This window comes from Rothia sp. ND6WE1A (assembly GCF_001683935.1).
GTDB lineage: Bacteria > Actinomycetota > Actinomycetes > Actinomycetales > Micrococcaceae > Rothia > Rothia amarae.
The window spans coordinates 1-21,439 of sequence record NZ_LXTU01000034.1 but is presented as its reverse complement, the minus strand read 5'-3'; the positions used below and the strand labels follow the sequence as shown (position 1 = coordinate 21,439).

Here is a 21,439-nt window from a genome sequence, read left to right as displayed (position 1 = left end):
CGTTGAGAAAGTTGAAGTATGTCTATCTTAAATAATGAGTTCTCCATCCGCTATGTAGCTATCGGCGATTCGTTTACCGAAGGGGTAGGCGATATCGACGCCGACCGCCCTAACGGGGTGCGTGGTTGGGCGGACCGTGTGGCGGAACAGTTCATGCTGGCAGATTCTGAGGCGCTCTATGCCAATCTTGCGATTCGTGGACGGCTCTTGGATCAGATCATAGACGAGCAAGTTCAAGCTGCGGTTGATCTCAAACCTAACCTGGTCAGCTTTTATGGCGGAGGCAATGATATTTTGCGCCCCAGCACTAAACTTGATCAGCTTTTGGAGCGCAAGGGAAAGGCCTTCGCAGCCCTTCGCGCTGAGGGGATTGAAGTATTCACGTTCACCGGTATGGACGTACGAGATTTCAACGCCTTCAAATCCACCCGCCCTAAAACTGCCCTTTACAATGAACTTCTCCGCGAAGTTGCGGACGAGAATGGGGTGCACATCGTTGATTTTTGGCGTATGCGGGAATTCGCTCATCCCGTCTACTTTGCGCCGGACCGGCTGCATCTTAATACTCGTGGCCATATCAAAATGGCTCGAAAGGTCTTAGACGTTTTGAGCGACCAGTCAGTCTCGCTTGAACCCGATGCACTCACCATGCCATTAGATATTCTCAACGCCCGTCCGACTCGTATGCAAAAAGTGCGCGATGATGCACGATGGGCGCGCGAATTTGTGGTGCCCTGGGTTGGACGCCGCATCCGCGGAACGAGCTCGGGCGACGGTATCTCACCGAAGTACCCCGAACTGACCCGTTTTGAAGTAGAGCAATAGAATGACTGCCTGCGGAATTCGGGGATATGACAGGGGCGTCCTGAAGTTTTAAGGATTAAGCCGTTAAAGTCACACCATAAATTGCACCGATGTAATTTAGGGGAAAAATCCTTTGCGGGCACGCTTAAACCGCAAAGAAAAAGTTAAGGGTTAAAGGTCACTTAAACCCTGAAAAATCAAGGAAAAACGCCATATCTCTGATATGCTTGGCTCTGGTTTTGCGTTTCTGCGCCCAAGACCGGTTCTCTGCGGTATCACTGAACTTCGAGAGAGTTCCCTGTGATATGAGCGGTATTAAACCGGCGCTTAGGTTGCAAGAAAGCCTGTATTTACCTAGTATTTAAGGCTGTCGCATTGGTGGCAACACCTCTCGACACCTTGAATTATTCACCGTTATCCCGCGGGCAGGGATTTGGCTTGTCTTCTCACCCAAGCTGAGTCTCAAACACTCTAGCCCGGAGAATAACCCGGTGCTCTACCTTGGTGACGGGACGCAAGCCGCTTGTGAAAAAACAAGTGTGCACCCACCGCGCACCGTCATTTCGTCAACAAATGGAGGAGAAAACTATGGCAGCAGTCTGCCAGGTGACCGGAGCTGTTCCCGGCTTTGGACACAGCATTTCCCACTCGCATCGCCGCAACAAGCGTCGATTCGACCCGAACATTCAGAAGAAGCGCTACTGGGTTCCCTCACTGCGCCGCTCTGTAACCCTTAACGTTTCTGCAAAGGGCATCAAAGTTATTGATGCACGTGGCATTGACGCTGTAGTTGCAAGCATCATCGCACGCGGGGAGAAGATCTAATCATGGCTTCAAAGACCAAGGACGTACGTCCTATCATCAAGCTCAAGTCCACTGCGGGTACCGGTTACACCTATGTAACTCGTAAGAACCGCCGTAACAACCCCGATCGTATGACTCTGAAGAAGTATGATCCCGTTGTTCGTAAGTACGTAGAATTCCGAGAGGAGCGATAAGTCATGGCTAAGAAGTCAAAGATCGCTCGTAACGAGCAGCGCAAAGAAATCGTTGCACGCTACGCAGAAAAGCGCCTTGCGCTGAAGAAGACCCTAGTCGACGAAAACGCTTCTCCTGAAGAGCGCGAGGCAGCACGCCTCGGCTTGCAGAAGCTTCCTCGTAATGCTTCACCTGTTCGCGTTCGTAACCGTGACCAGATTGACGGCCGCCCCCGTGGTACCTTCCAGAAATTTGGCATCTCACGTGTTCGTTTCCGTCAGATGGCACACCGCGGCGAATTGCCCGGCATCACCAAGTCAAGCTGGTAAGGTTTGGCTAGAACGATTAGCCTTATCAAATAGGCTAGTCGCCTAGATAAACATAAAGTCTCAGGAGGGGCATCTAATGGCTAAGAACCGTAGCGAACTCGTCGCAGAGGTTGCAGAAAAGGCTGGCACCAGCCAGGCAGCAGTGAACGGCGTTCTTGACGCACTGTTCCAGGTTTTCGAATCTTCAGTTTCCAAGGGCGAGAAGATCACCATCCCCGGTTGGATGGCAATCGAGCGCACCGATCGTGCAGCACGCACCGGTCGCAATCCTCAGACTGGCGAAACCATTCAGATTCCGGCTGGTCACGGCGTTAAGCTGACCGCTGGTTCCAAGCTGAAGGCAGCAGTCTCCAACAAGAAGTAATTTTCTTGTAACAGACTTTCTCAGCTCGACTGAGAAAAGGGAGTCACCTCAGGTGGCTCCCTTTTTTGTATTCACATAACAGCGGTGTGGTGCTGGAGCGTAGCGAACGCACGGGGTCGCGGTAGCGAAGAATGCCGGGGAGTCCGCTAAACTTTAATAATCTGCCGGTATTAAACCCACAGGTTACTTTGTTGAGAGGAGAGGGTGCACTATGCGTAGTTCAACGCTTGGGCGCACCGCCCCAGTCTCAACTATTCTCAAGGGGCCGAGAAAACCGGCTCTATCGCGTTCAGACCGCCTGATTCGTGGTTGGATTGTTGCCGCTGGCGCTAATATTTTGGGCGCGGCGTCGCACGGTCTCGCCGGGGGGAATCTCCCGCATCCTCTGCTCTGGTTACTCTGCACGGCGCTTTCAGCGCTCGTTTGTGTAGCACTTGCTGGGCGCCGTCTACCTCGACTGGGCATGGCGGCTTCGGTAATTCTTTCCCAGAGTTTGCTGCACTTTCTCTATATGAGCACCGATAGCGTGGCTCAGGTTTCAGCTGCTCACGCCCACCACGGGTTGCCGGCAGGGGCTGCGTTGGGTCACCCTGCGATGGCGCAGCACCACGATCTATCGTGGCAAATGGTTGTCTTGCATTTGGGCGCCGCTCTTATTACTTTTCTGATGCTTCGCCGAGGTGAACAGCTCAGCGAAAAGATTGAGCATGCCTTTAGACGTGAGCTGCGAGCATGGTTTGTTCTGCCCGCTCTGCCGATGATTCCCCGGTTACCGAAGCTAATGGCGCAGCGCCCGTCGGCTATTTCGCAGATTCAACAGGTACTCTCTGATGTCAGAGTGGTGCGCGGTCCTCCGATAGTTATTGCTTCTTTCTCAACCCTGCACTAACTATCTTGTTTAAGGACTCATCATGAAAAAAGTTTTCACCAGTTTCACCCGCTCATCTTCTCTTTCGACTTCGCTGCGGGTAGCAACGGCGTCTTCCCTAGCCATTCTGGGATTGGGGCTCATGGGTCCCGCTCAAGCACACGACGAGCTGGTCTCCTCTATTCCTGAACAGAATTCCTCACTGCAGGAAGCCCCTCAGGACATTGAACTTACCTATAGCGGCGAACTCACCCAAGTCGAGGGTGCTACTCAGGTTCGGGTAACCGACTCTGAAGGTAAAGAGGTAACCAACGGTGCACCCGCCGTTAAGGGCAAAACCGTGGTTCAGAAAATCGCAGGTCATGGGACTAACGATGATACCTACACCGTGACCTGGCGTGTGGTCTCCTCGGACGGCCACCCCATCCAGGGCTCCTATGAGTTGACCGTGGGGGAGGGTGCCCAGGAATCTTCGAGCGCTTCAGCTTCGCAGCCTGCAGAAAGTACTTCTGAGGCTACCGAACAGACGACAGAATCTAACGGTGTGGTCAAGCTTGGACTCTTTGTGCTCGCAGGTCTAGTAGCTATTGGCGCAATTGTTGCCCTTATTGCCAAGACCCGCCGTCCTCAGCGGTAATTTCCCGTTTCTTCAGCTTTCTTATGAAAGCTTTTTCTGGCGTACCTACGCTCTCATACTTTGCAGACGCCATAGTGCGCTGCCCTTTGAACTTCAAGGAAAAAACACACCATGTTGAACATGAACAACAAAATTATTGCCCCGGCCCTCTCCCTGCTTGCTTTGGGAAGTCTTGCGCTGTCAGGCTGCACATCAAGCGATAACGCGGCGGACAACTCCTCTCCTTCTGTTTCTGCCTCCGCGTCAAACGAAAAATCTGACCTCGAATTTACCCAAGCCTGGGTCAAAGCGGGGCAGGGGGAGATGACGGCGGCATTTGGCGATGTTACCAATCACAGCGACAAAGCAATCAAGCTGGTCAGCGCCGAATCTTCGGTGAGTGATATGACTCAGCTACACACCACCGAAATCGATCCGAAGACCGGTACCACCACCATGAAACAGGTTGATTCGATGACCATCGAACCGGGGGAGACTTTCAAGCTAGAACCCGGTGGAAATCACATCATGCTCATGGACATGAAATGCTCTATCCCTGCAGGTCACACGGTAAAAATAACCCTCAAAGATGACCAAGGGAAATCTTATGAGTTCGAGGGGCAAGCACGCGACTATTCTGGTGCTAAAGAAGAATATGCGCCCGGTGAACAAGCCTCTTCCTCCGCAAGCATGGATTCTCAGATGAACATGGGCCACTCGATGCACGGTTCCTCCGAATCTGCATCAGCCATGCCCACCTGCTCCTAGCAGCATTTTGATTCTCCCTAATCGCCTTTGAACGTGAGAACGTGAGCGCATCATGAGTCATTCTGAACAACCGCTTCAGGGTACTGAAAATTCATTTTCTGAAACCGCCAAGGCTGAGCAACACTCAGCCCAAGCCAGCGCATCGTCAACCCCGCTGGCAGGCGCTAGCCGACGCGCCGTCGTCGCCGGTACCGTAGGTTTGGGGGTGGGAGTAGCCGCTACTTTGGGTACTCAAACGGCCCTTCAATCCGCGCAGAAATCCCAACCGAAAGATGAAGCCCAGCCACCGCTGATAGGTCAGCGCGTACCTTTTTTTGGATCGCGCCAGGCGGGGATTGAAACCCCGGCACCAACCTATGCCTCTTTCGTTGCTGTTGATCTCAACAACGGCATAGATAAAGATGGTCTGGAGCGGTTGCTCAGAATTCTCACCGATGACGCCGCGCACCTCACCGAAGGTAAAGCACCTGTGGTGGACCAAGAACCTGAACTTGCCCAGGTTGCTGCCTCTCTGACCGTAACTCTGGGATTTGGCGAAAGAATCTTTGAAATTGCTGGTGTGAAGAAGCCCTCCTGGCTGCAACCGCTGCCGGCATTTGAAAAAATTGACCAACTTCAGCAGCAGTGGAATGACGGCGATTTGCTCCTGCAATTCTGCGCGGACGATCGCCTTACCCTCGCTCACGCTCAGCGAATGCTTCTCAAGGACGTGCGTTCTTTTGGGCGGGTTCGCTGGGTGCAAGAGGGTTTCCGCCGAGCATATGGGTCAGAGAAACCCGGACAAACCATGCGTAATCTTTTTGGGCAGGTAGACGGCACCGTCAACCCCACCACCGAGGCGGGCACCATGAATGAGTATGTGTGGGGAGAAGCCGATTCTCTCACCCCCTGGGAAGATGGCGGGACGTCGGTAATTATCCGCCGCATCCACATGAACTTAGATACCTGGGATCAGGCAGACCGCCCGGCGCGTGAAGACGCAGTAGGACGCAAACTCACCAACGGCGCGCCGCTGACGGGAACTAACGAGCACGACGTCGCAGACCTCTCGGCAACAAACGAGCTGGGATTCAACGTTATTGCCCCCTATGCACATATCCGTCGAGCCTCCGCCCAAAAACCCGAAGAGCACATTTTGCGGCGGGGATATAATTACGACATGCCCGTCAACGATGCGTCAGGATTCTCCGAGCACGGGCAAACCCACGGGGGAGTCTCTAATTCTGGGCTAATCTTCGCCTCCTATCAGGCAGACCCCGTTAAACAATTTGTGCCCATCCAGCGGCGTCTAGCCGAACTCGATATGCTCAATACCTGGACGGTGCCCATTGGGTCGGCAGTTTTTGCGATACCCGGCGGATGCCAACCCGGAGGGTTCATTGGCGAGAAGCTTTTCGCCTAGACTCGTTCGAAAACCCCACAACAGCGTATATAACGCATCAGGAATATTATGGCTATGAAACCAACACCCTCCACCACTTCGGCACCGTCGGGGCGCAGCCGCGCGGCGTCTGCCGGTGAAACCGTGCCTGAGAACAAGCGCGGTCTGAGCCGTCAGTGGGTATGGGCATTTCCTTTTGCCGCCCTCACCTTCCTGCTGGTTACCTTGGCACTGCTCGGCATCAATGCGGCAACCGACCTGGCCGACGCCGGAAGGTTCGTGCGATGGAGCCTGCCCGTAGCCGAAACTCTGCACAACTTCACCATGATTTCGGTGATGGGCTCCCTTCTTTTTGCAATCGGAATTGTTCCTCGTTTTAGCGATTCCACCTGGCGAAAAAATCGCATCAACATGGCGCACAAATACAGTGCAGAACAACGGCAGAAGAACTTGGAACGTGACGAATATCCACCGTTTGTTTCTTTGCTGAATTTCGGCGCCGCTATGGCAGTTGCCTGGACCATTCTGGCGCTCTGCGTGCTTATTCTTGCCTACGCCGATATTTCTGGGCGACCGGTAAGCCTCACCAGCGCATACACATCGGAACTTACCAGTTACATCACCACGATTGACTCCGGAAAACAACAAGCAACCACGGTCATCGTGGCGGCAGTTGTGGCGACCCTTATTTTTGGTGTTCGCTCGCTGATGGGACTCTTCCTCACCCTGGTGCTTTCCATGATTGCGCTGGTCTCCATGGCGTTGGGCGGGCACTCCTCAGGCGGAGACGACCACATGGGAGCGGTCAACTCTCTTGGACTGCACCTCCTAGGCGTAGCGCTCTGGTGTGGTGGTCTCATCGCGCTGGCCTATATCTCCCGCCAGGTTTCGGCCCAAGACGCCGGCAGCGGTACCCTCACCGAATCTGCGCGCGGCAGCGAATCAGCTACCGAGCGTCGTGCGCCAATGGCGGTAGTTGTCCTGCGCCGCTATTCGGTTCTGGCACTCGGCGGTTTTGTGCTGGTGACTCTTTCGGGCGTCGTCAACGCATCAGTGCGTATGAATAGCTGGGATGAAATTTTCACGACAGCCTATGGACAACTGGTCATCGCCAAGTTGATGCTGACTCTCGTCCTCGGCGCAATCGGCGCGCTGCACCGCATGAGCCTCATCCCGGGAATGCAACGCGGCGAAGTCGGGCTCATTCGCGGTCTATGGACGGCAATTCTCGTGGAAATCGTACTAATGGGTGCTACCAGCGGGCTGGCGGTATCGCTCTCGCGCACCCCACCGCCGGTACCTGAAACACTCTCTGAAGATGCCTCACCGGTACGCATTATCACCTGGTACGACATGCCCCCTGAGCCGCATCGCGCCGAATGGTTTACCCAGTGGCGTTTTGACTGGTTCTGGGTAGCGGTTATTCTCTTCCTAGCTTTTGCTTACCTCTGGGCTTTCGTAAAAGTGAAACGAGTAGGTGGTCAGTGGCCGGTAGTACGGCTGCTCTCATGGTTCGTAGGTCTCTTCTTGCTCAACTACGTGACTTCGGGCGCGCTCGCGGTCTACGGTCGCGTGTTGTTCTCAGCGCACATGGTGGAGCATATGTCGTTGACTATGATCGTGCCCATTTTCCTAGTGTTAGGTGCGCCCGTCACCCTGCTTTTGATGGCGCTTGAACCTAGGCAGGACGGCACCCGCGGCCCCCGCGAGTGGATTCTGCGACTGGTACATTCAGGGTGGTCAAAGGTTATTACTAACCCCATCTTCGCCGCGGTGAACTTCGCGGGTTCGATTGTGATTGTATATTTCACCCCCATGCTGAACTTCGTGCTCAAGTACCATGTGGGCCATGAGTTCATGATTCTGCACTTCCTCATCACCGGCTATATCTTCTCGCTGGTTCTGATTGGTATCGATCCCATTCCTAACCGTCCCGGCTACCCCTTCCGGCTCATTATGCTTATTGCAACCCTGGGTTATCACGCCTTCGTGGGCATAGCCATGATGAGCATGGATACCCTACTCGCAGCGTCCTGGTTCGGTAATCTCGGCCGCCCCTGGGGACTTTCCGCTATCGAGGACCAGAAGCTGGGCGGATCCCTGATGTGGGGCATCGGCGAAATTCCAACCATGATTATTGCGGTCATGGTCGGCGTGCTCTGGGCACAGAACGATAAGAAGGTTCAGCGCCGTTTTGACCGCAAGGAAGAACGCGATGGCGACGCCGAGCTCAACGCCTACAACGACATGTTCCTTGACCTCAACGAACGGGATGAACGGAGAAGGTAGAGGGCGAGGGGCAGGAAATTAGGTTTCAAGTACACCCAAAACGTTGAATGCTGAGAATATTGGATGAGCATTCAACGTTTTGGGTGTACGAAAAGCTGCTGGGAGGCTAACCCTTCGCCTGCCGTCGTGCATTCAACACACCGAGCACCACGACGACCGCCGCGACCGTCGTCGAAATAAGCACCTCAACCCGGTGGCTTTCGGTCACCGCCATGAAGACCAGAAGCGCGCCGAGAGCGAGAATCATTGCCCAGTTCAGATAAGGGAAAAGCCACATCTTCAAAACGCCGGGTTGTTTCAACACATTGATTCCCTGTGCAGCCAAAACCTTGCGGGATCGCAATTGCGAGACGGCTATGATGAGCCACACAAAAATTCCGATGGCGCCGGTGGAATTGACCAACAGCGCGAAAACGGCTTCTGGCATGAAGTAATTGAGTAGTACCGATGCCAACCCAATCAGCGACGAAAAGATGACGGCGCTCCACGGGCTCTTGACGCCAGATACCCTGCCAAAAAAGGCGGGCGCATTGCCGTTTCGACCCATCGCAAAGAGCATGCGGGATGAGCTATACAGCGCCGCGTTCAAGCAGGAAACGAGCGCGGTGAAGACCACGACGTTCATGATGACGCCCGCGTAGGGGATGCCCAGCACTTCAAAAAGAGTGACGAATGGAGAGTGCCCGGAGGTAATCGAGGTCCAAGGAACCACCATGATAGTGATTCCAACCGCGCCGATAAAGAAGAACAGAATACGGAAAACGACGGCGTTGACTGCCTTAGTGACTGCCGCCTGCGGGTGCTCAGATTCTCCGGCGGCTACCGTCACAATTTCGGCTCCAAACATGGAGAAAATAACGGCAAGGACGGCGGTGAACACCGCACCGATACCGTTGGCGAAGAATCCGCCACCCGCCGTCAAATTGGAAACTGTTGCAGGGGTGTTAGGAATAATGCCCAGCAAAGCGAGTACACCGGTGAGAATTACCGCCAGAATAGCGCCAATCTTGATGGAGGAGAACCAAAACTCTGCTTCACCATAGGTACGAACGGTGACAAGGTTCAGCACCATCATGAGCAAAACAAGAACGCCTGCAGCTGCCCACTGAGGAATGGCAGGGGACCACTGATGCACAATGGTTGCAGCCGCCGTTGCCTCAATCGCTACGGTTACTGCCCAGAACCACCAGTAGAGCCACCCGACGCTAAATCCAGCCCATCGACCGATAAAACGGTTGGCGTATGCCTCAAATGAGCCTGTTTCTGGAGAAGCAGATGCCATTTCGCCCAGCATACGCATCACCAAAGTCAGCACTAGTCCTGCAATGGCGTAGGAGAGAATAACCGCCGGGCCTGCCGTCACAATCGCGGTGGAGGACGCCACAAGGAGGCCCGCCCCGATGGCACCGCCGAGGGCGATCATCGAAAGATGACGCGGTTTGAGCGAACGCGAAAGTTGCCGCTCAGCCTGAGCTACCGGTGTTGTGTGTTCTGCCATGATCGACCTTTCAGCGCAAAAAATAGTGGCGATCAAAATGAGCCACAGTAACTTTACAACGTAAATACGTAAGACACGTTCACTGTCGCGATTAAAATCCGAGCGGAGCCGCGAAGATCTGCGCCGGGTTGAACGTAGAAAAACTTCATATTTCGCTTTTCGAAAGGTAACTTGGGGCAGACCCAGCAGGGTTGTACTCTAACCAATAGAAAGAACTATCCTCTTCTCATCATTTTCTAGGAGCTACAGATGACTGAATCAATTCGTTCGCCGCGCGTTCGCGCCTCAGAACTGGTGGGCCGGGGCTGGCTTAACACAGGTGGTAAAAATCTTGACTTAGAAGCCCTGCGCGGCAAAATCGTGGTGCTAGATTTCTGGACTTTATGCTGCATTAACTGCCTGCATGTGCTCGATGAGTTACGTCCGCTGGAAGAAGAATTCTCCGATATTTTGGTGACCGTGGGCGTTCACTCTCCGAAGTTTGAACATGAGGCAGATCCCAAGGCACTTGCTGCTGCGGTTGATCGCTACGATATTCAGCACCCGATTTTGGATGACCCCGAACTGACCACCTGGCAGTCGTATACGGCGCGCGCCTGGCCTACCTTGGTGGTCATTGACCCTGAAGGGTACATTGTGGCGCACCTTTCGGGGGAGGGACATGTTCAAGGTCTGATTTCCCTGGTTCGTGAACTTGCCGAAGAGCACGAGCAGAAGGGTACTTTGCACCGCGGCGACGGCCCCTACGTTCCCCGCCCCAGGCCAGAGGGTACTTTCGCGTTTCCCGGTAAAGCGGTGGAACTCCCCGCAGAATTTGCCGACGGCGAGCGTTCTTTCTTGGTGACCGATACCGCACGCCATCGTCTGGTACAGGTCAAAGATGATTTCGAGACTGCTCTGGCAACCTTTGGCGGCCCCGAGAAAGGCTGGGCGGACGGCGACGCTACCGCAGCTCGTTTCAACGAACCTCAGGGACTTGCTCTCGTACCTGCCGAATTGCGCGAGAAACTGGGTTACGACGTCGTCGTAGCTGACTCTGTCAACCACCGTTTGCGCGGGCTGCACCTGGCAAGCGGTACCGTCACCACGCTGGCAGGTAGCGGCGTGCAACGACTGATTGATGGGCAAAACGCTCGCAATGCGGATCCCAACGAAATTGTGGACGGCGCCGATCCGCTGACCGTTGCGCTGTCTTCCCCCTGGGACATTCTGTGGTCTTCCCGCGCCGAAAAATTCATTATCGCGATGGCAGGAACCCACCAGATCTTTAGCTTTGAGCCGGTCAGCGGTCAGGTTAAGGTCTTTGCCGGAACCGGCGCTGAGGGGCTCAAAGACGGCGCCGCCGATGCGTCATGGTTCGCGCAGTCATCTGGTCTTGCAGAAGCAGCCGACGGTACTCTATGGGTTGCGGACTCTGAAACTTCTGCCCTGCGTTCTATCAGCTTCGAAGGCGATACCGTGCAAGTATCTACCGCCGTGGGGCGAGGTCTTTTTGACTTTGGATTCGTCGATGGCGACTCCGAACAGGCGCGCATGCAGCACTGCCTAGGAGTCACGGTTCTGCCGGATCAGTCGGTTGCTGTAGCCGATACTTACAATGGCGCCATTCGCCGTTTTGACCCGGCAACAGGAGAACTTACCACCCTTGCCCGAGGTTTTGATGAGCCCTCAGATGTCTTGTGCGAGCCGACCGAGGACGGCGGAACCCGACTCATCGTCGTTGAAGCTAACGCCCACCAGCTGGTACGAGTTAACCTGCCAGAGAAGGCTCAAAAGGTGAACGAGGGTGCATCACAGACGGCACGTCCCGCTACTCAGCTAGCCGGGGAAACCTTGGAGCTGGTGTCCCGATTTACTGCACCCAGCGGGCAGAAACTTGATTACCGCTGGGGTGATCCTACTCAGCTGAAGGTCTCCTCCACTCCTGAAGAATTCATCGTGGAGGGTGCAGGAACCAGTCAGGGACTCACCCGCTCGCTGAAGCTCAACCCCGAAATTACCGAGGCGGTTTTGCACATTACCGCTCGCGCTGCAGCCTGCGATGGCGAGCCTGGCGGGGAAATCCCCGACCACGCTGCCTGCCATCTCTACCAGCAAGACTGGGGTATTCCCGTCAAAGTAACAGGAAATGCCAGCGATGAAACCGAGCTCACCCTCGATTTGCGCGGTGTGAATAGCTAAACGTCACTGCTGAGGTGTACCCCGGTAACAAAGCGGCGGTGGAACATATGTAAGAAGTTCTACCGCCGCTTTGGCTCTATCGCTGTAGCTTAGAGGGGAATACTCTCTCTAAAACTAATGAGAAACCGGGTGCACAGTGACATCGGTATCTGTAGTGTCTAGTGTGCCTGAGTAGATGAAATTCACCGTGTCATTGACCTGTGATGTTTTACCAGTCAATAAATCAAGCTGGGTGAAAGATACTTTTGCGGTTCCCTGCGAATCGGGCAGAACCCACTTTCCCTCAGGAGCCAGCTTGGCTTGGGGTTCGGGGTATTTCTCGATAGACCACTTAACATCGCCCTGGACTCTGCCGGTGAAATCGTATTCAAAGGGGCATCCCGCCGGGTACAGACTGCTTTGGATAGCGCACTGATCGAGCTGGGATTTAATGCTGTAGACAATAGAATTCTGAGCCGTCTCGCTGGGCACCAACTCGATACTGAGCGTTTGCGGCTTCTGATCTGCTGACACCACCTGAGCGGTCTGCGGCTTAGCTGAATAGAGCGCTGACTCATAGGTGGCAGTAAACTCACCCGGATAAGTGACGGCGAAAGCCCTCTTGCCCTGGTCAATAGCGACCTTCTGGTTATTGAGAGTAGCAGCTGAATCACCCGACGACGCAACGTTGACCACGGGGAGTTCTTTGGTATCGATATGCCACTGGTCAAAAACACCCCAGTGCGAGCCCACCTTACTCAACTGAAAATCGGTGGTTTGAGGCTGCCCATCGAGTGTATAAGAAACTGTCACTACCGCGTGGGAGCCATCGTCACTGTACTGAGTTTGAGCAACTTCTAGATCTTTCAGCTGCGCCATCGACGCCCGCAACGCATCGCCGTCGAGCATCGCTCCGTTAGATTCCGGCACGGTAGCACCGAGAATCCCCAACGCGCGCTCGCCATTTCCCTCTCGAACCGCAGCAAAATATTGGCTTACTTGCCCCGCCGGGTTGTAGACGGTTCTGTTGATTAGTGCCAGTGCCACCAGCGCAATGATTACTGCACACAATATGGCAACCGCCCAGGTAGCGAGTATCCGGTCCACTCGAGAAGAAAAACGCATGCTACCAATTTAGCCCACATAGAACACGCGGCTTATATCGTAACGACAGGTGCATCGTGCCCCCTAAGATAAACATATGGCAGAACACGTTTATCAGGTCCCTGAAAAATATGGGGAAGCTCAGGGGACATACCACCCCCGCATCCACAGCTACCACCGTAGGATTTTTGCATCGATCCCACCGACGCTCGTCATACTGGCAATTATCTTTTTGCTGACCAGGCGCCGGTTTGCTCTGCCCTACACCATAATTTTGATTGTGGTGGTGATTGCTGCGGCGTTTGCGATTTACTCGGTTCTGAAACCGAACATCGTGGTGCGCACCTCCACCCACCTGCTGCGGGGCAGAACCATAGGATGGAATGTCGTTCCCCTTGCCAACATCAGCCAAACGGTGTTTGCCGAGCGGCTCGCGTCCAAAAAATCTATGAACCTTCCAGACGGCGGCGCTAAATCGCTGCGCCACAAGGGAATTCCTGCGATGTGGGCGCTCAACGCGGCGGGCAAAAAAGTATTCCGCCTCGACGGTCGAATTTGGGACGGCAAAACGATGCGACGCATCGCAGCCGATATCTCCGATCAAACCGTGGTTTACCCGCGAATCAACGTAGTGCAAATGAACAAGCAGCACCCCGGGCTGGTGACTTTCAACGAGCTACATCCCGGGTGGAAGTCCGCTGCCGTTTCCATCGTCTCGTTGATTGTCTTGATAGTACTCGCCGCCGGGGCACTGCTTCCGGAAGAAACCCTGCGCCAGTTCAATATCCTTTGGAGTTAGAACCTAGCGGGTCAACACTGCCACTAGAAAGTTCGAATCAGTTGCAAACGGGCGCAGATCCCAGGTAGAGAAAGTTTGCTCAATCTGCAGCCCTGCAGCAGATACATCGGCAAAAAACTGCTCAAAGTCGTAACCGCGCCCGCCGCCGAAGCCTACGACCGCGCGTCCGTCGGCTTTGAGCACTGCCCGAAAATTCTTCAGAACGGGTAAGCGGGTGGATTCTGCTAAGAAGGTCATGACGTTGCCAGCGCAAACGATCGTGTCAAAACCGCTCTCACCAAGCTCAGCACCTTCAGGGACATCTAGTGCCTGCAAAAGATCCGTCAAATCAGACGTAATCCAGGTAGCTTCGGGGCACACGCGGGTAGCTTCAGCAATGAGTTTGGGGTCAATATCGACGCCGGTCACCTGGTGTCCCGCGCGCTGGAGATAGGTGCCTAAACGTCCCGGACCTGAGCCCGCATCCAGGATTTTCGCGTTGCGGGGCACTATTGCATCAATTAGACGAGCCTCGCCATAGATGTCCTGCCCTGCCTCCTGCATTGTCTTAAAACGTTGGATGTACCAATCAGAATGTTGCGGATTACGTTCAGTTTGAATTTGCCACAGCGACTTTTCTCGCACGATATGTTCCTTTCAACGAACCGTTATCCCACCAGCTTAGCGGCTTAGGCGGCGTCGAACTCATAGAGCAAATCGTCCATAAAGTCTGTAACCAAGTGGCTACCAAAGACCGGGCCGCCAGCTAACAGTCCATCAATGCCCAGCGCAATCACCATAGGAGTTCCACGACCAAATGCGATTTGAGTATTGAAGCCGGGGTCAACCCACACCTCAATCTCCTCGGGCATGTGAAGTTGCGCGATTTGCTCCTTAGAAGAAACTACCGGGTGCAGGCTCAGCATGGGGAGGCGCTTCTGCCAATCTGCAATCTTCGGGATGATCTCAAGGCAAGGGCCGCAGCCGGGGGAGAGGAAGAAGAGAACTCGCGCACGCTGTTCGGCTAGCTCGCGTAAAGAGCGAGTACCCAGGTTGGTTTCCAACGTGCCATAAGGGATGGGGAGGCGAACATACTCGTCGTCCTCAATCGCCTCGTCCTCGGCAGGAGTGGGTTGCATCATCTGAGGAGCTACCTCGTGAGCGGCTTCTACAGCGGGGGTTGCGAGTAGCTCAGAGCGATACATTGCCCACAGCGCAGCAGCAGCAAATACGGCACCTAGAATCCAAAGCCAGCCGGCGCCGTCGAGATGAAGTAGCATGACGAGCGCAGAGGTGCGGGTCTGCACCGCCGCAACCAGTGCACCAATTGCTGCGCCCAGCAGCGCAGTATTACGGATGAGCGTGAACCGAGAAACCGGAGCTTCGGAGGCACCTCCAAAGCAGTTGCAGCTGGCTGTGTTGCCGGTGGCAACCGCGCGGGCAATCACAATCCAGTAAGCGGCAAAAAGAATGACGGCAGCGATTCCGCCTAAAATAGTGGGCCAACCCGGTACAAGAAGGAGCCAAAGTGCCAGCGCAATCTCACCCCAGGGTAGAACGCGCGATACAAATTTAAGGGGTAGCCAGCGGTCCAACTTGAGGTTAACGATGGCGGCGGCAGTGCTCGCGCGGTCTTTCGCCTTGGCGATGCCGCTTGCAACGAGCGTGATGATGATGGTGAGAGTGCACAGGACAAGGGGAGTCATGAATGCCTTTGAGGGGGGGAATGGATTGTTCTGCTTTAAAGAATAATGGTTCGCCCATGAGAATAAGGGCAGGTGAGGGAAATCCACAGAGAGAAAAGAGAGCGGCTGACGGGAATCGAACCCGCGTATCAGGCTTGGGAAGCGTGCGCTCTACCATTGAGCTACAGCCGCAGGTGCTTTGCTGAACAAAGCATCCCTTACAGTGTATCTTTTCGCGCACAAGATATCTAACTGCGGTAGGCGGCGGGCGGTGTCGGTGGCGATCTCGACGCCGTCCGCCGGGGTTTGTACCAGATTCCGCACGAGGTACCAGGAACGTATCCAGTACAGTGTGCGCTATCTGGTACAAACCGTCAGAGCCTTTAAATCCGACAGAACACGTACGTCATACGATAGTTTTAGAGGGTGCTTATTTCAGATCGCGATATTCGCAAAGAACTCAATGACGGACGCATCGTCCTAGAACCATTCGACGAGTCCATGATTCAGCCAGCATCTGTTGACGTGCGCATAGACCGTTTTTTCCGTCTCTTCGATAATCACAAATACGCTCACATTGATCCTTCCAAAGATCAGTCGGAGCTCACCCACCTGGTAGAAGTTGACCCCAATGAGCCATTCATCCTTCATCCCGGCGAATTTGTACTGGGCGCAACCTACGAAAAAGTCACTCTTCCTGCGGATATAGCCGCCCGCCTAGAAGGTAAATCATCGCTGGGACGTTTGGGGTTGCTCACGCACTCGACCGCCGGCTTTATTGACCCAGGTTTTTCCGGTCATGTGACCCTCGAACTTTCCAACATGGCAACCCTGCCCATTATGCTCTGGCCAGGTTCCAAAGTGGGGCAGCTGTGCTTTTTCCGTCTCACCTCTGAAACCGAGCACCCCTACGGCAGCGGCGCCTACGGAAACCGCTATCAGGGTCAACGCGGGCCGACGGCGTCGCGAAGCTACCTCAATTTTCACCGCACGGAAATCCTCCTTGAAGAGAATTCCAGCACCGATAACGCCTAACCCCTCACATTCCTCACCCATCTCAAGGAGCCCCCATGCGAGGATTTCAAGTCAGCCCTGCTGGCGTGGATATTTATCTAGTCTTTGAAGAGTCCATTTCTCAAAGGTTCTTCAATGATGCGCTCGCAGAGTGGGGAGCATTGCAGCCGCGCATCATCTCAGGCACGGTCCAGAAGTATGTGAGTGAGTACCCCCAGACCTGCATCGTCATTACTGAGCGGAATGAGCGGCATCTTCAAGCCGATTTTCCTGGTATGGCTCACTCGCTGGTGGTCTCTGACGAGGAGGTGGGGCACGAGCGTCTGACTGTTGAAGTTACGCTGTGCATGCTGAAGCAGCTCGCTGGTTCGCTCAATCTCTTTCACGCTGCTGCACTGGGCGATCCTCAGAATAAATCAGCGATGATTATGGTGGGTCCCTCAGGGCGCGGCAAAACAACCGCTTCTAAATTTTTAGGGCAGCACTTCACCTATCTCTCCGACGAGACAGCGATTGTTCAGCACGATTTTCACCTTCGTCCCTACCCCAAACCTCTGTCGGTGATTACCGAGGGACATGAAGCAAAACAGCAGATTGACCCGCAGAGCCTGGGTATTTCTACGGCTGACCCTAGCGATTTCACCTTTAAATTGCACCACGTGATTTTGTTGAACCGTCAGAACGAGCCAGTAGAGCCGCGCCTGCAACGGGTCGCTCTTGCCGACGCGTTGCTAGAAATCGTGCAGCAAACCTCAGGGCTTGTACGTACCGAGAACGGGATTGACCGGTTGATTGAGTTGATTCAGCATTGTGGCGGCGCGGTCGAACTGGTTTATACGGAAATTGCTGAGACTCTTCCTCTATTGCAATCTTTGATGAGCGGTCAGTTGCAGCTCCCTGTAGAGAACGTCGATATTCAAAGCGAGCAGGCAGATTCAGTAGAAATCTCAACGGACAATGAGCGTCTTAGCCGGATGGCTGGCAGCGCGGGTTATCTGGTAGATGAGCGCATGCTTTTGACCGTGGAGGATCGCCTCATCGAGATTTCCCCTTTTGCCGCTGATATCTGGATTGAGCTCAAAAACCCGCTGACACCCGATCAGCTGCGTACCAACCTGCAAGAAATCTACGGTTCCATTCCGCAACATGAATTTGATCGGGTTATCGAAGAACTTCGGGTCAGCAGGATTATCCGCTAGCTAGTAGCCTCGCTGTTTTTCAAGACTGTACGTTGAGGTGCTGCCGTCAGCGGCAGAACCATACCTAGACCCAGGGCAATCACCACCATAATTCCTACGATTCCCCAGATTTGTGCGCCTAAGAGGTTCATAAACAGCGCGAATAGTGCGGGAGCGAGGAACGACGCCGCGCGTCCAGTAGTGGAGTAGAGGCCGAAGATTTCGCCTTCCTGCCCGCGTGGAGTTAACCGTGAGAGATAGGTTCGAGATGCAGACTGCGCAGGACCAACAAATGAGCAGAGGAGCAACCCACAAATCCAGAACATGATTCGTTCCTGGCTGAACAGCAAAGGGGTGGCGGCGCAGAGTACCCCAGCCAGTGAGATAATAATGACCATTTTGGGTCCGATGACGTCGTCGAGCTTGCCGCCAATGAGAGCGCCGATGCCTGCCACCACGTTACCGGCGATTGCAAAGATAACGACCTGAGTGGTGGTAAAGCCGAAGGTACCCGCCGCCAAAATGCCACCGTAGGTGAAGACTCCTGTGAGACCATCCCGGAATATTGCCGAGGCGAAGAGGAAATAAAGGGTCTGCGGTGCTTGTTTGAAAAGCCGGCGAATGGTGGAGAACAGTTCTTTGTAGGAGTCTTTGAAACTCATACGCTCGGTGCTTGCCTGCGCTAGCGGCGGATTCAAACGGTCCCGACGGCGCATACTCACCAACAGCGGTATAGAAAGAGCTGTTGTCCAAACGGCGCAGAACACAGCGACCGCGCGGATGTTGAGAGCATCGTTAGAAGGGATACCGAGTAAACCGGTGTTTGAACCCAAACCGATAAAGAACACCAGCACAATTGCTAATGCCACAATGCCACCAAAATAACCCGATGCCCAGCCGATTCCGCTGATGCGCCCGACCGTGTGAGGCGTAGAAATCTGGGGCAGGATGGCGTTGTAATTCACCGTGGCAAATTCGTTCATGATGTTGCCGAGGGCAATCAGAGCTACGCCCAAGTACAGATACGATTCCGAGGGCGCTACAAAGAAGCAGAGCGCCATGAGGATGGATACGGCACACATGTTGAAACCGAGCCAGAAGGTACGTTTGCCCGAGGTATCAGAACGTTGGCCAGTAATGGGGGCGGTCAATGCAATAAGCAGGCCAGCAAGGGTAAGACCCATAGACATCACCGACGAAGCATGCTCGGGATTCCCAAAATTCTTGGAGGTGAGATAGACGCCGAAGACGAACGTGGTCATGACCGCGTTGAAGGCTGCTCCACCGGCGTCCCACAGCGCCCATGCTGCAATCGTCGATCGGGGTGCTGCGTCACTACTTGCCAGCGGGGGAGCCGCAGAGGGGGCGGTATCGGCGTGCTCAGTTTGAGCTGAAAAGCGTGGTGTCATGGGTCTAACAGTAGCGAGATTCTGGCATTTTTGTGAACGTGCGCCGGGCTGAGAAGAATTGTTTACGTCGATTTCAGATGCGGTAAGACCATCAGCCCGAGCATAAAAAAGTGTGCTTTCTTCCAAAGAGGAAGAAAGCACACTGTGTTTGCGCATGTCAGCAAAGAATTTGCTTAGACTTCGCGCTGTCCTAGTGAGTCTTCAGACTTCTTTGCTTCATATTTTGAAGCTTGACGGCTCACAGCAACCTTAATGATGGTGCCGACTGTACCGGTAATCATTGCCCAGAGGATGATGTCGCGCCAGCGCTCGTCGTCATCGGGGTTCTTGTCTGGAGGATTGTTTCCGGTGACCTTTTTCCAGGTTGCCGAAAGAATTTTGTTGGACAGTGCCACACCACCGAGTGAGGCAACGGTGCCAGCGAGCTGAATTGGATTCATGAGCTTGCCTTTCATGTCGCGATTGATGAGTATCCTTAGCAATTCTACTGGCAACATGGAAAAATGTCGCGCAGGCGTCATCGTTCGGTTCTGGGCAGAGTTTTGAGGTGGCGCCAAAACACCTATACTGAATAAGGCTGATGAGCTGAATACGCGAAAGCGCGTATTGAACGACAGGGGAGCACCTTCAAAGGGTGCTGAGAGTGCGAAAGCAGACCCTCGAACCTGATCCGGTTAGTACCGGCGTAGGGATGTCGAGTCTCAAGTCCGCAGTATGCGGCTCCCCTTCCTCATATCGTGGAAGGAATCTTAATGGCACGGAATTATTCATTGCGCTGGCGCGTGAACGATATCGTAGTGGCGTCTGTTCTGGCAGTTGCCTGCGGTCTTATTTTTTGGGTCTGGTCGAATGCGATTTACCCGGCGCTGACGGCGGTACTGGCGCTGGCGCCGCAGTTCGCACCTCTTGCCGGTGGTGGTTGGTTACTCGCCGGTGTACTGGGCGGGTTTATTATTCGTAAGCCCGGCGCGGCTCTTTATACTGAGCTACTTGCCGCTATCATTTCTGGGCTGATGGGCACGGAATATTCGTGGATGGTTGCTCTCTCAGGGCTAATCCAAGGAATTGGCGCGGAGATTGTTTTTGCAGTTCTGCTCTACCGCGTATGGAATCTTTCAAGCGCGTTGCTGGCGGCAGCGGTTTCAGGTTTCGCCATGGGATTCTCCGAAATCCTCATTTACTACGCGTCGGAAGTAACCGGCACTAACGCTGTGATTTATGTGGTGTGTTCGATGATTTCTGGCATGGTTTTTGCTGGCTTGCTCTCGTGGATTATCACCAAGGCACTGGCTAAGACCGGGGTACTTTCTTCCTTGGCATCGGGTAGGGTTCAGCGCACTCGAAGCGAAATCCGCTAGGGGATATCGTGCAGACTTCTCCGGTTCCGTCTTTTCGCTCTGATACTTCTTCCGGTGCGTCGATTGTCGCTGAAAATTTTGGCTGGCACTATCCTGCACATGCCCAACCAGTCATCTCAGAGATTAACCTGCGTATTGAACCGGGAGAAAAAGTACTCTTGCTGGGTCCTTCAGGCGCGGGAAAGACTACCCTGCTTCACGCGATCGGCGGGTTGTTGCATGACGAAGACGGTGAGTCTCAGCTGGGCACCCTCACCCTCAACGGGTATACACCTGAGGATGCCCGTGGAGTGAGCGGTCTGATGCAACAGGATCCCGAATCGTCGGTAGTTTTAGCGAGAGTGGGCGACGACGTCGCGTTCGGGCCGGAGAACCTGCAGGTGCCTCATCAAGAAATCTGGCGCAGAGTCGATGAATCGTTAGCTGCGGTGGGATTAGAGCACCTGGCGCTGGATCATTCCACCTCAGCGCTTTCAGGCGGGCAGAAGCAACGCCTGGGGCTAGCGGGAATTTTGGCGATGCACGCCGGGGCAATTTTGTTGGATGAACCCACCGCTAACCTTGACCCTGAAGGTGTAAAAGAGGTTCGTGATGCCGTGCTGCGGGCTCAGCGTCTGACCGGTGCCACGCTCGTTGTGATTGAGCACCGGGTAGAAATCTGGGCGGAGTATGTGGACCGGGTCATTGTGGTGAACCGCAACGGTATAACTCACGATGGAACACCTCTGCAGGTATTGCAGGACGCACGGGCTGAGCTGATTGCCGCCGGCGTCTGGGTTCCGGATTACTCACCTGAGTTTCCAGCACGGGAAGCGGTAGCCGGTGATGTATTGATTACGGCGGAGAAAAATGCCGTGA

At 54.3% G+C, this 21,439-nt stretch carries 22 protein-coding genes, 1 tRNA gene and 1 riboswitch; of the genes, 16 read left to right on the top strand and 7 right to left on the bottom strand.

Going from position 1 to position 21,439, the window contains the following annotated elements:
- Positions 1-18: 18 nt before the first annotated feature.
- The 10 genes from A7E48_RS04300 (at position 19) to A7E48_RS04255 (ending at position 8,397) form a co-directional block, all read left to right on the top strand.
- Positions 19-825 (top strand): SGNH/GDSL hydrolase family protein, encoded by an 807-nt coding sequence (locus tag A7E48_RS04300; RefSeq protein WP_068169967.1) that lies wholly within the window; start codon positions 19-21, stop codon positions 823-825.
- 567 nt (positions 826-1,392) lie between these two features.
- Positions 1,393-1,629, top strand: a complete 237-nt coding sequence (gene rpmB, locus A7E48_RS04295) for a 50S ribosomal protein L28 (protein ID WP_068169964.1) — start codon at positions 1,393-1,395, stop codon at positions 1,627-1,629.
- Between the two features lie 2 nt (positions 1,630-1,631).
- Positions 1,632-1,802 (top strand): 50S ribosomal protein L33, encoded by a 171-nt coding sequence (gene rpmG, locus A7E48_RS04290; protein ID WP_068169961.1) that lies wholly within the window; start codon positions 1,632-1,634, stop codon positions 1,800-1,802.
- A gap of 3 nt (positions 1,803-1,805) precedes the next feature.
- Complete coding sequence (rpsN, locus tag A7E48_RS04285) at positions 1,806-2,111, top strand: 30S ribosomal protein S14 (protein WP_068169958.1); 306 nt, start codon at positions 1,806-1,808, stop codon at positions 2,109-2,111.
- A 76-nt stretch (positions 2,112-2,187) separates the two neighbouring features.
- Positions 2,188-2,475 carry an HU family DNA-binding protein gene (locus A7E48_RS04280; RefSeq protein WP_068169956.1) on the top strand — a complete coding sequence of 96 codons (288 nt, stop codon included), beginning with the start codon at positions 2,188-2,190 and terminating at the stop codon, positions 2,473-2,475.
- A 211-nt stretch (positions 2,476-2,686) separates the two neighbouring features.
- On the top strand, positions 2,687-3,364 hold the full coding sequence (locus A7E48_RS04275) for a hypothetical protein (RefSeq protein WP_083147183.1): 678 nt from the start codon (positions 2,687-2,689) through the stop codon (positions 3,362-3,364).
- A 22-nt stretch (positions 3,365-3,386) separates the two neighbouring features.
- Positions 3,387-3,980, top strand: a complete 594-nt coding sequence (locus A7E48_RS04270) for a copper resistance CopC family protein (protein ID WP_068169952.1) — start codon at positions 3,387-3,389, stop codon at positions 3,978-3,980.
- 111 nt (positions 3,981-4,091) lie between these two features.
- A complete protein-coding gene (locus tag A7E48_RS04265; protein WP_068169949.1) occupies positions 4,092-4,727 on the top strand; it encodes a copper chaperone PCu(A)C in 636 nt (211 codons plus the stop codon).
- 52 nt (positions 4,728-4,779) lie between these two features.
- Positions 4,780-6,129, top strand: a complete 1,350-nt coding sequence (locus tag A7E48_RS04260) for a Dyp-type peroxidase (protein ID WP_083147182.1) — start codon at positions 4,780-4,782, stop codon at positions 6,127-6,129.
- A 54-nt stretch (positions 6,130-6,183) separates the two neighbouring features.
- Positions 6,184-8,397 carry a cytochrome c oxidase assembly protein gene (locus tag A7E48_RS04255; protein WP_068169984.1) on the top strand — a complete coding sequence of 738 codons (2,214 nt, stop codon included), beginning with the start codon at positions 6,184-6,186 and terminating at the stop codon, positions 8,395-8,397.
- Between the two features lie 106 nt (positions 8,398-8,503).
- Here A7E48_RS04255 and A7E48_RS04250 read toward each other — a convergent pair whose 3' ends face one another.
- Positions 8,504-9,895 carry an amino acid permease gene (locus A7E48_RS04250; RefSeq protein ID WP_068169946.1) on the bottom strand — a complete coding sequence of 464 codons (1,392 nt, stop codon included), beginning with the start codon at positions 9,893-9,895 and terminating at the stop codon, positions 8,504-8,506.
- 249 nt (positions 9,896-10,144) lie between these two features.
- On the opposite strand from A7E48_RS04250, the gene A7E48_RS04245 reads away from it, so the two are divergent.
- The gene (locus A7E48_RS04245) at positions 10,145-12,076 is read left to right on the top strand and encodes an NHL domain-containing thioredoxin family protein (protein WP_068169944.1); all 1,932 of its coding nucleotides are present in this window, start codon (positions 10,145-10,147) and stop codon (positions 12,074-12,076) included.
- Between the two features lie 114 nt (positions 12,077-12,190).
- Here A7E48_RS04245 and A7E48_RS04240 read toward each other — a convergent pair whose 3' ends face one another.
- Positions 12,191-13,180, bottom strand: coding sequence for a hypothetical protein (locus A7E48_RS04240; protein ID WP_068169940.1), 990 nt, complete (start codon positions 13,178-13,180; stop codon positions 12,191-12,193).
- Between the two features lie 76 nt (positions 13,181-13,256).
- On the opposite strand from A7E48_RS04240, the gene A7E48_RS04235 reads away from it, so the two are divergent.
- On the top strand, positions 13,257-13,958 hold the full coding sequence (locus tag A7E48_RS04235; RefSeq protein WP_068169938.1) for a hypothetical protein: 702 nt from the start codon (positions 13,257-13,259) through the stop codon (positions 13,956-13,958).
- 3 nt (positions 13,959-13,961) lie between these two features.
- Here A7E48_RS04235 and A7E48_RS04230 read toward each other — a convergent pair whose 3' ends face one another.
- The 3 genes from A7E48_RS04230 to A7E48_RS04220 form a co-directional block, all read right to left on the bottom strand.
- Positions 13,962-14,582, bottom strand: a complete 621-nt coding sequence (locus tag A7E48_RS04230; RefSeq protein WP_068169935.1) for a bifunctional 2-polyprenyl-6-hydroxyphenol methylase/3-demethylubiquinol 3-O-methyltransferase UbiG — start codon at positions 14,580-14,582, stop codon at positions 13,962-13,964.
- A gap of 44 nt (positions 14,583-14,626) precedes the next feature.
- Complete coding sequence (locus A7E48_RS04225) at positions 14,627-15,643, bottom strand: MauE/DoxX family redox-associated membrane protein (protein WP_068169933.1); 1,017 nt, start codon at positions 15,641-15,643, stop codon at positions 14,627-14,629.
- Between the two features lie 100 nt (positions 15,644-15,743).
- Positions 15,744-15,814: transfer RNA gene (locus A7E48_RS04220), tRNA-Gly, on the bottom strand.
- A 234-nt stretch (positions 15,815-16,048) separates the two neighbouring features.
- Here A7E48_RS04220 and dcd point away from each other — a divergent pair.
- Both dcd and A7E48_RS04210 read left to right on the top strand, forming a co-directional pair.
- Positions 16,049-16,657, top strand: coding sequence for a dCTP deaminase (gene dcd / locus A7E48_RS04215; RefSeq protein ID WP_068169930.1), 609 nt, complete (start codon positions 16,049-16,051; stop codon positions 16,655-16,657).
- A 35-nt stretch (positions 16,658-16,692) separates the two neighbouring features.
- Entirely contained in the window at positions 16,693-17,835 is a 1,143-nt protein-coding gene (locus tag A7E48_RS04210) for a hypothetical protein (protein WP_068169927.1), read from the top strand.
- Here the strand turns inward: A7E48_RS04210 and A7E48_RS04205 are convergent.
- Positions 17,832-19,379 (bottom strand): MFS transporter, encoded by a 1,548-nt coding sequence (locus A7E48_RS04205; RefSeq protein WP_233125979.1) that lies wholly within the window; start codon positions 19,377-19,379, stop codon positions 17,832-17,834. The two genes, A7E48_RS04210 and A7E48_RS04205, sit on opposite strands and share 4 nt — an antisense overlap.
- A gap of 17 nt (positions 19,380-19,396) precedes the next feature.
- Positions 19,397-19,663 carry a DUF4235 domain-containing protein gene (locus tag A7E48_RS04200; protein WP_068169978.1) on the bottom strand — a complete coding sequence of 89 codons (267 nt, stop codon included), beginning with the start codon at positions 19,661-19,663 and terminating at the stop codon, positions 19,397-19,399.
- Positions 19,664-19,829: 166 nt separating this feature from the next.
- Positions 19,830-19,932, top strand: a riboswitch (TPP riboswitch).
- A 43-nt stretch (positions 19,933-19,975) separates the two neighbouring features.
- On the opposite strand from A7E48_RS04200, the gene A7E48_RS04195 reads away from it, so the two are divergent.
- Both A7E48_RS04195 and A7E48_RS04190 read left to right on the top strand, forming a co-directional pair.
- The gene (locus tag A7E48_RS04195) at positions 19,976-20,581 is read left to right on the top strand and encodes an ECF transporter S component (protein ID WP_068169925.1); all 606 of its coding nucleotides are present in this window, start codon (positions 19,976-19,978) and stop codon (positions 20,579-20,581) included.
- 8 nt (positions 20,582-20,589) lie between these two features.
- The coding region (locus A7E48_RS04190; protein ID WP_141669372.1) for an energy-coupling factor ABC transporter ATP-binding protein at positions 20,590-21,439 on the top strand (850 nt) is incomplete at its 3' end.

What these genes read in the sequence shown, in the direction of transcription:
- A7E48_RS04300 (WP_068169967.1), top strand. Translation starts at nt 19, where the DNA reads ATGTCTATCTTAAATAATGAGTTCTCCATCCGCTATGTAGCTATCGGC.
- rpmB (WP_068169964.1), top strand. Translation starts at nt 1,393, where the DNA reads ATGGCAGCAGTCTGCCAGGTGACCGGAGCTGTTCCCGGCTTTGGACAC.
- rpmG (WP_068169961.1), top strand. Translation starts at nt 1,632, where the DNA reads ATGGCTTCAAAGACCAAGGACGTACGTCCTATCATCAAGCTCAAGTCC.
- rpsN (WP_068169958.1), top strand. Translation starts at nt 1,806, where the DNA reads ATGGCTAAGAAGTCAAAGATCGCTCGTAACGAGCAGCGCAAAGAAATC.
- A7E48_RS04280 (WP_068169956.1), top strand. Translation starts at nt 2,188, where the DNA reads ATGGCTAAGAACCGTAGCGAACTCGTCGCAGAGGTTGCAGAAAAGGCT.
- A7E48_RS04275 (WP_083147183.1), top strand. Translation starts at nt 2,687, where the DNA reads ATGCGTAGTTCAACGCTTGGGCGCACCGCCCCAGTCTCAACTATTCTC.
- A7E48_RS04270 (WP_068169952.1), top strand. Translation starts at nt 3,387, where the DNA reads ATGAAAAAAGTTTTCACCAGTTTCACCCGCTCATCTTCTCTTTCGACT.
- A7E48_RS04265 (WP_068169949.1), top strand. Translation starts at nt 4,092, where the DNA reads ATGTTGAACATGAACAACAAAATTATTGCCCCGGCCCTCTCCCTGCTT.
- A7E48_RS04260 (WP_083147182.1), top strand. Translation starts at nt 4,780, where the DNA reads ATGAGTCATTCTGAACAACCGCTTCAGGGTACTGAAAATTCATTTTCT.
- A7E48_RS04255 (WP_068169984.1), top strand. Translation starts at nt 6,184, where the DNA reads ATGAAACCAACACCCTCCACCACTTCGGCACCGTCGGGGCGCAGCCGC.
- A7E48_RS04250 (WP_068169946.1), bottom strand. Translation starts at nt 9,895, where the DNA reads ATGGCAGAACACACAACACCGGTAGCTCAGGCTGAGCGGCAACTTTCG.
- A7E48_RS04245 (WP_068169944.1), top strand. Translation starts at nt 10,145, where the DNA reads ATGACTGAATCAATTCGTTCGCCGCGCGTTCGCGCCTCAGAACTGGTG.
- A7E48_RS04240 (WP_068169940.1), bottom strand. Translation starts at nt 13,180, where the DNA reads ATGCGTTTTTCTTCTCGAGTGGACCGGATACTCGCTACCTGGGCGGTT.
- A7E48_RS04235 (WP_068169938.1), top strand. Translation starts at nt 13,257, where the DNA reads ATGGCAGAACACGTTTATCAGGTCCCTGAAAAATATGGGGAAGCTCAG.
- A7E48_RS04225 (WP_068169933.1), bottom strand. Translation starts at nt 15,643, where the DNA reads ATGACTCCCCTTGTCCTGTGCACTCTCACCATCATCATCACGCTCGTT.
- A7E48_RS04210 (WP_068169927.1), top strand. Translation starts at nt 16,693, where the DNA reads ATGCGAGGATTTCAAGTCAGCCCTGCTGGCGTGGATATTTATCTAGTC.
- A7E48_RS04205 (WP_233125979.1), bottom strand. Translation starts at nt 19,379, where the DNA reads ATGCGCAAACACAGTGTGCTTTCTTCCTCTTTGGAAGAAAGCACACTT.
- A7E48_RS04200 (WP_068169978.1), bottom strand. Translation starts at nt 19,663, where the DNA reads ATGAATCCAATTCAGCTCGCTGGCACCGTTGCCTCACTCGGTGGTGTG.
- A7E48_RS04195 (WP_068169925.1), top strand. Translation starts at nt 19,976, where the DNA reads ATGGCACGGAATTATTCATTGCGCTGGCGCGTGAACGATATCGTAGTG.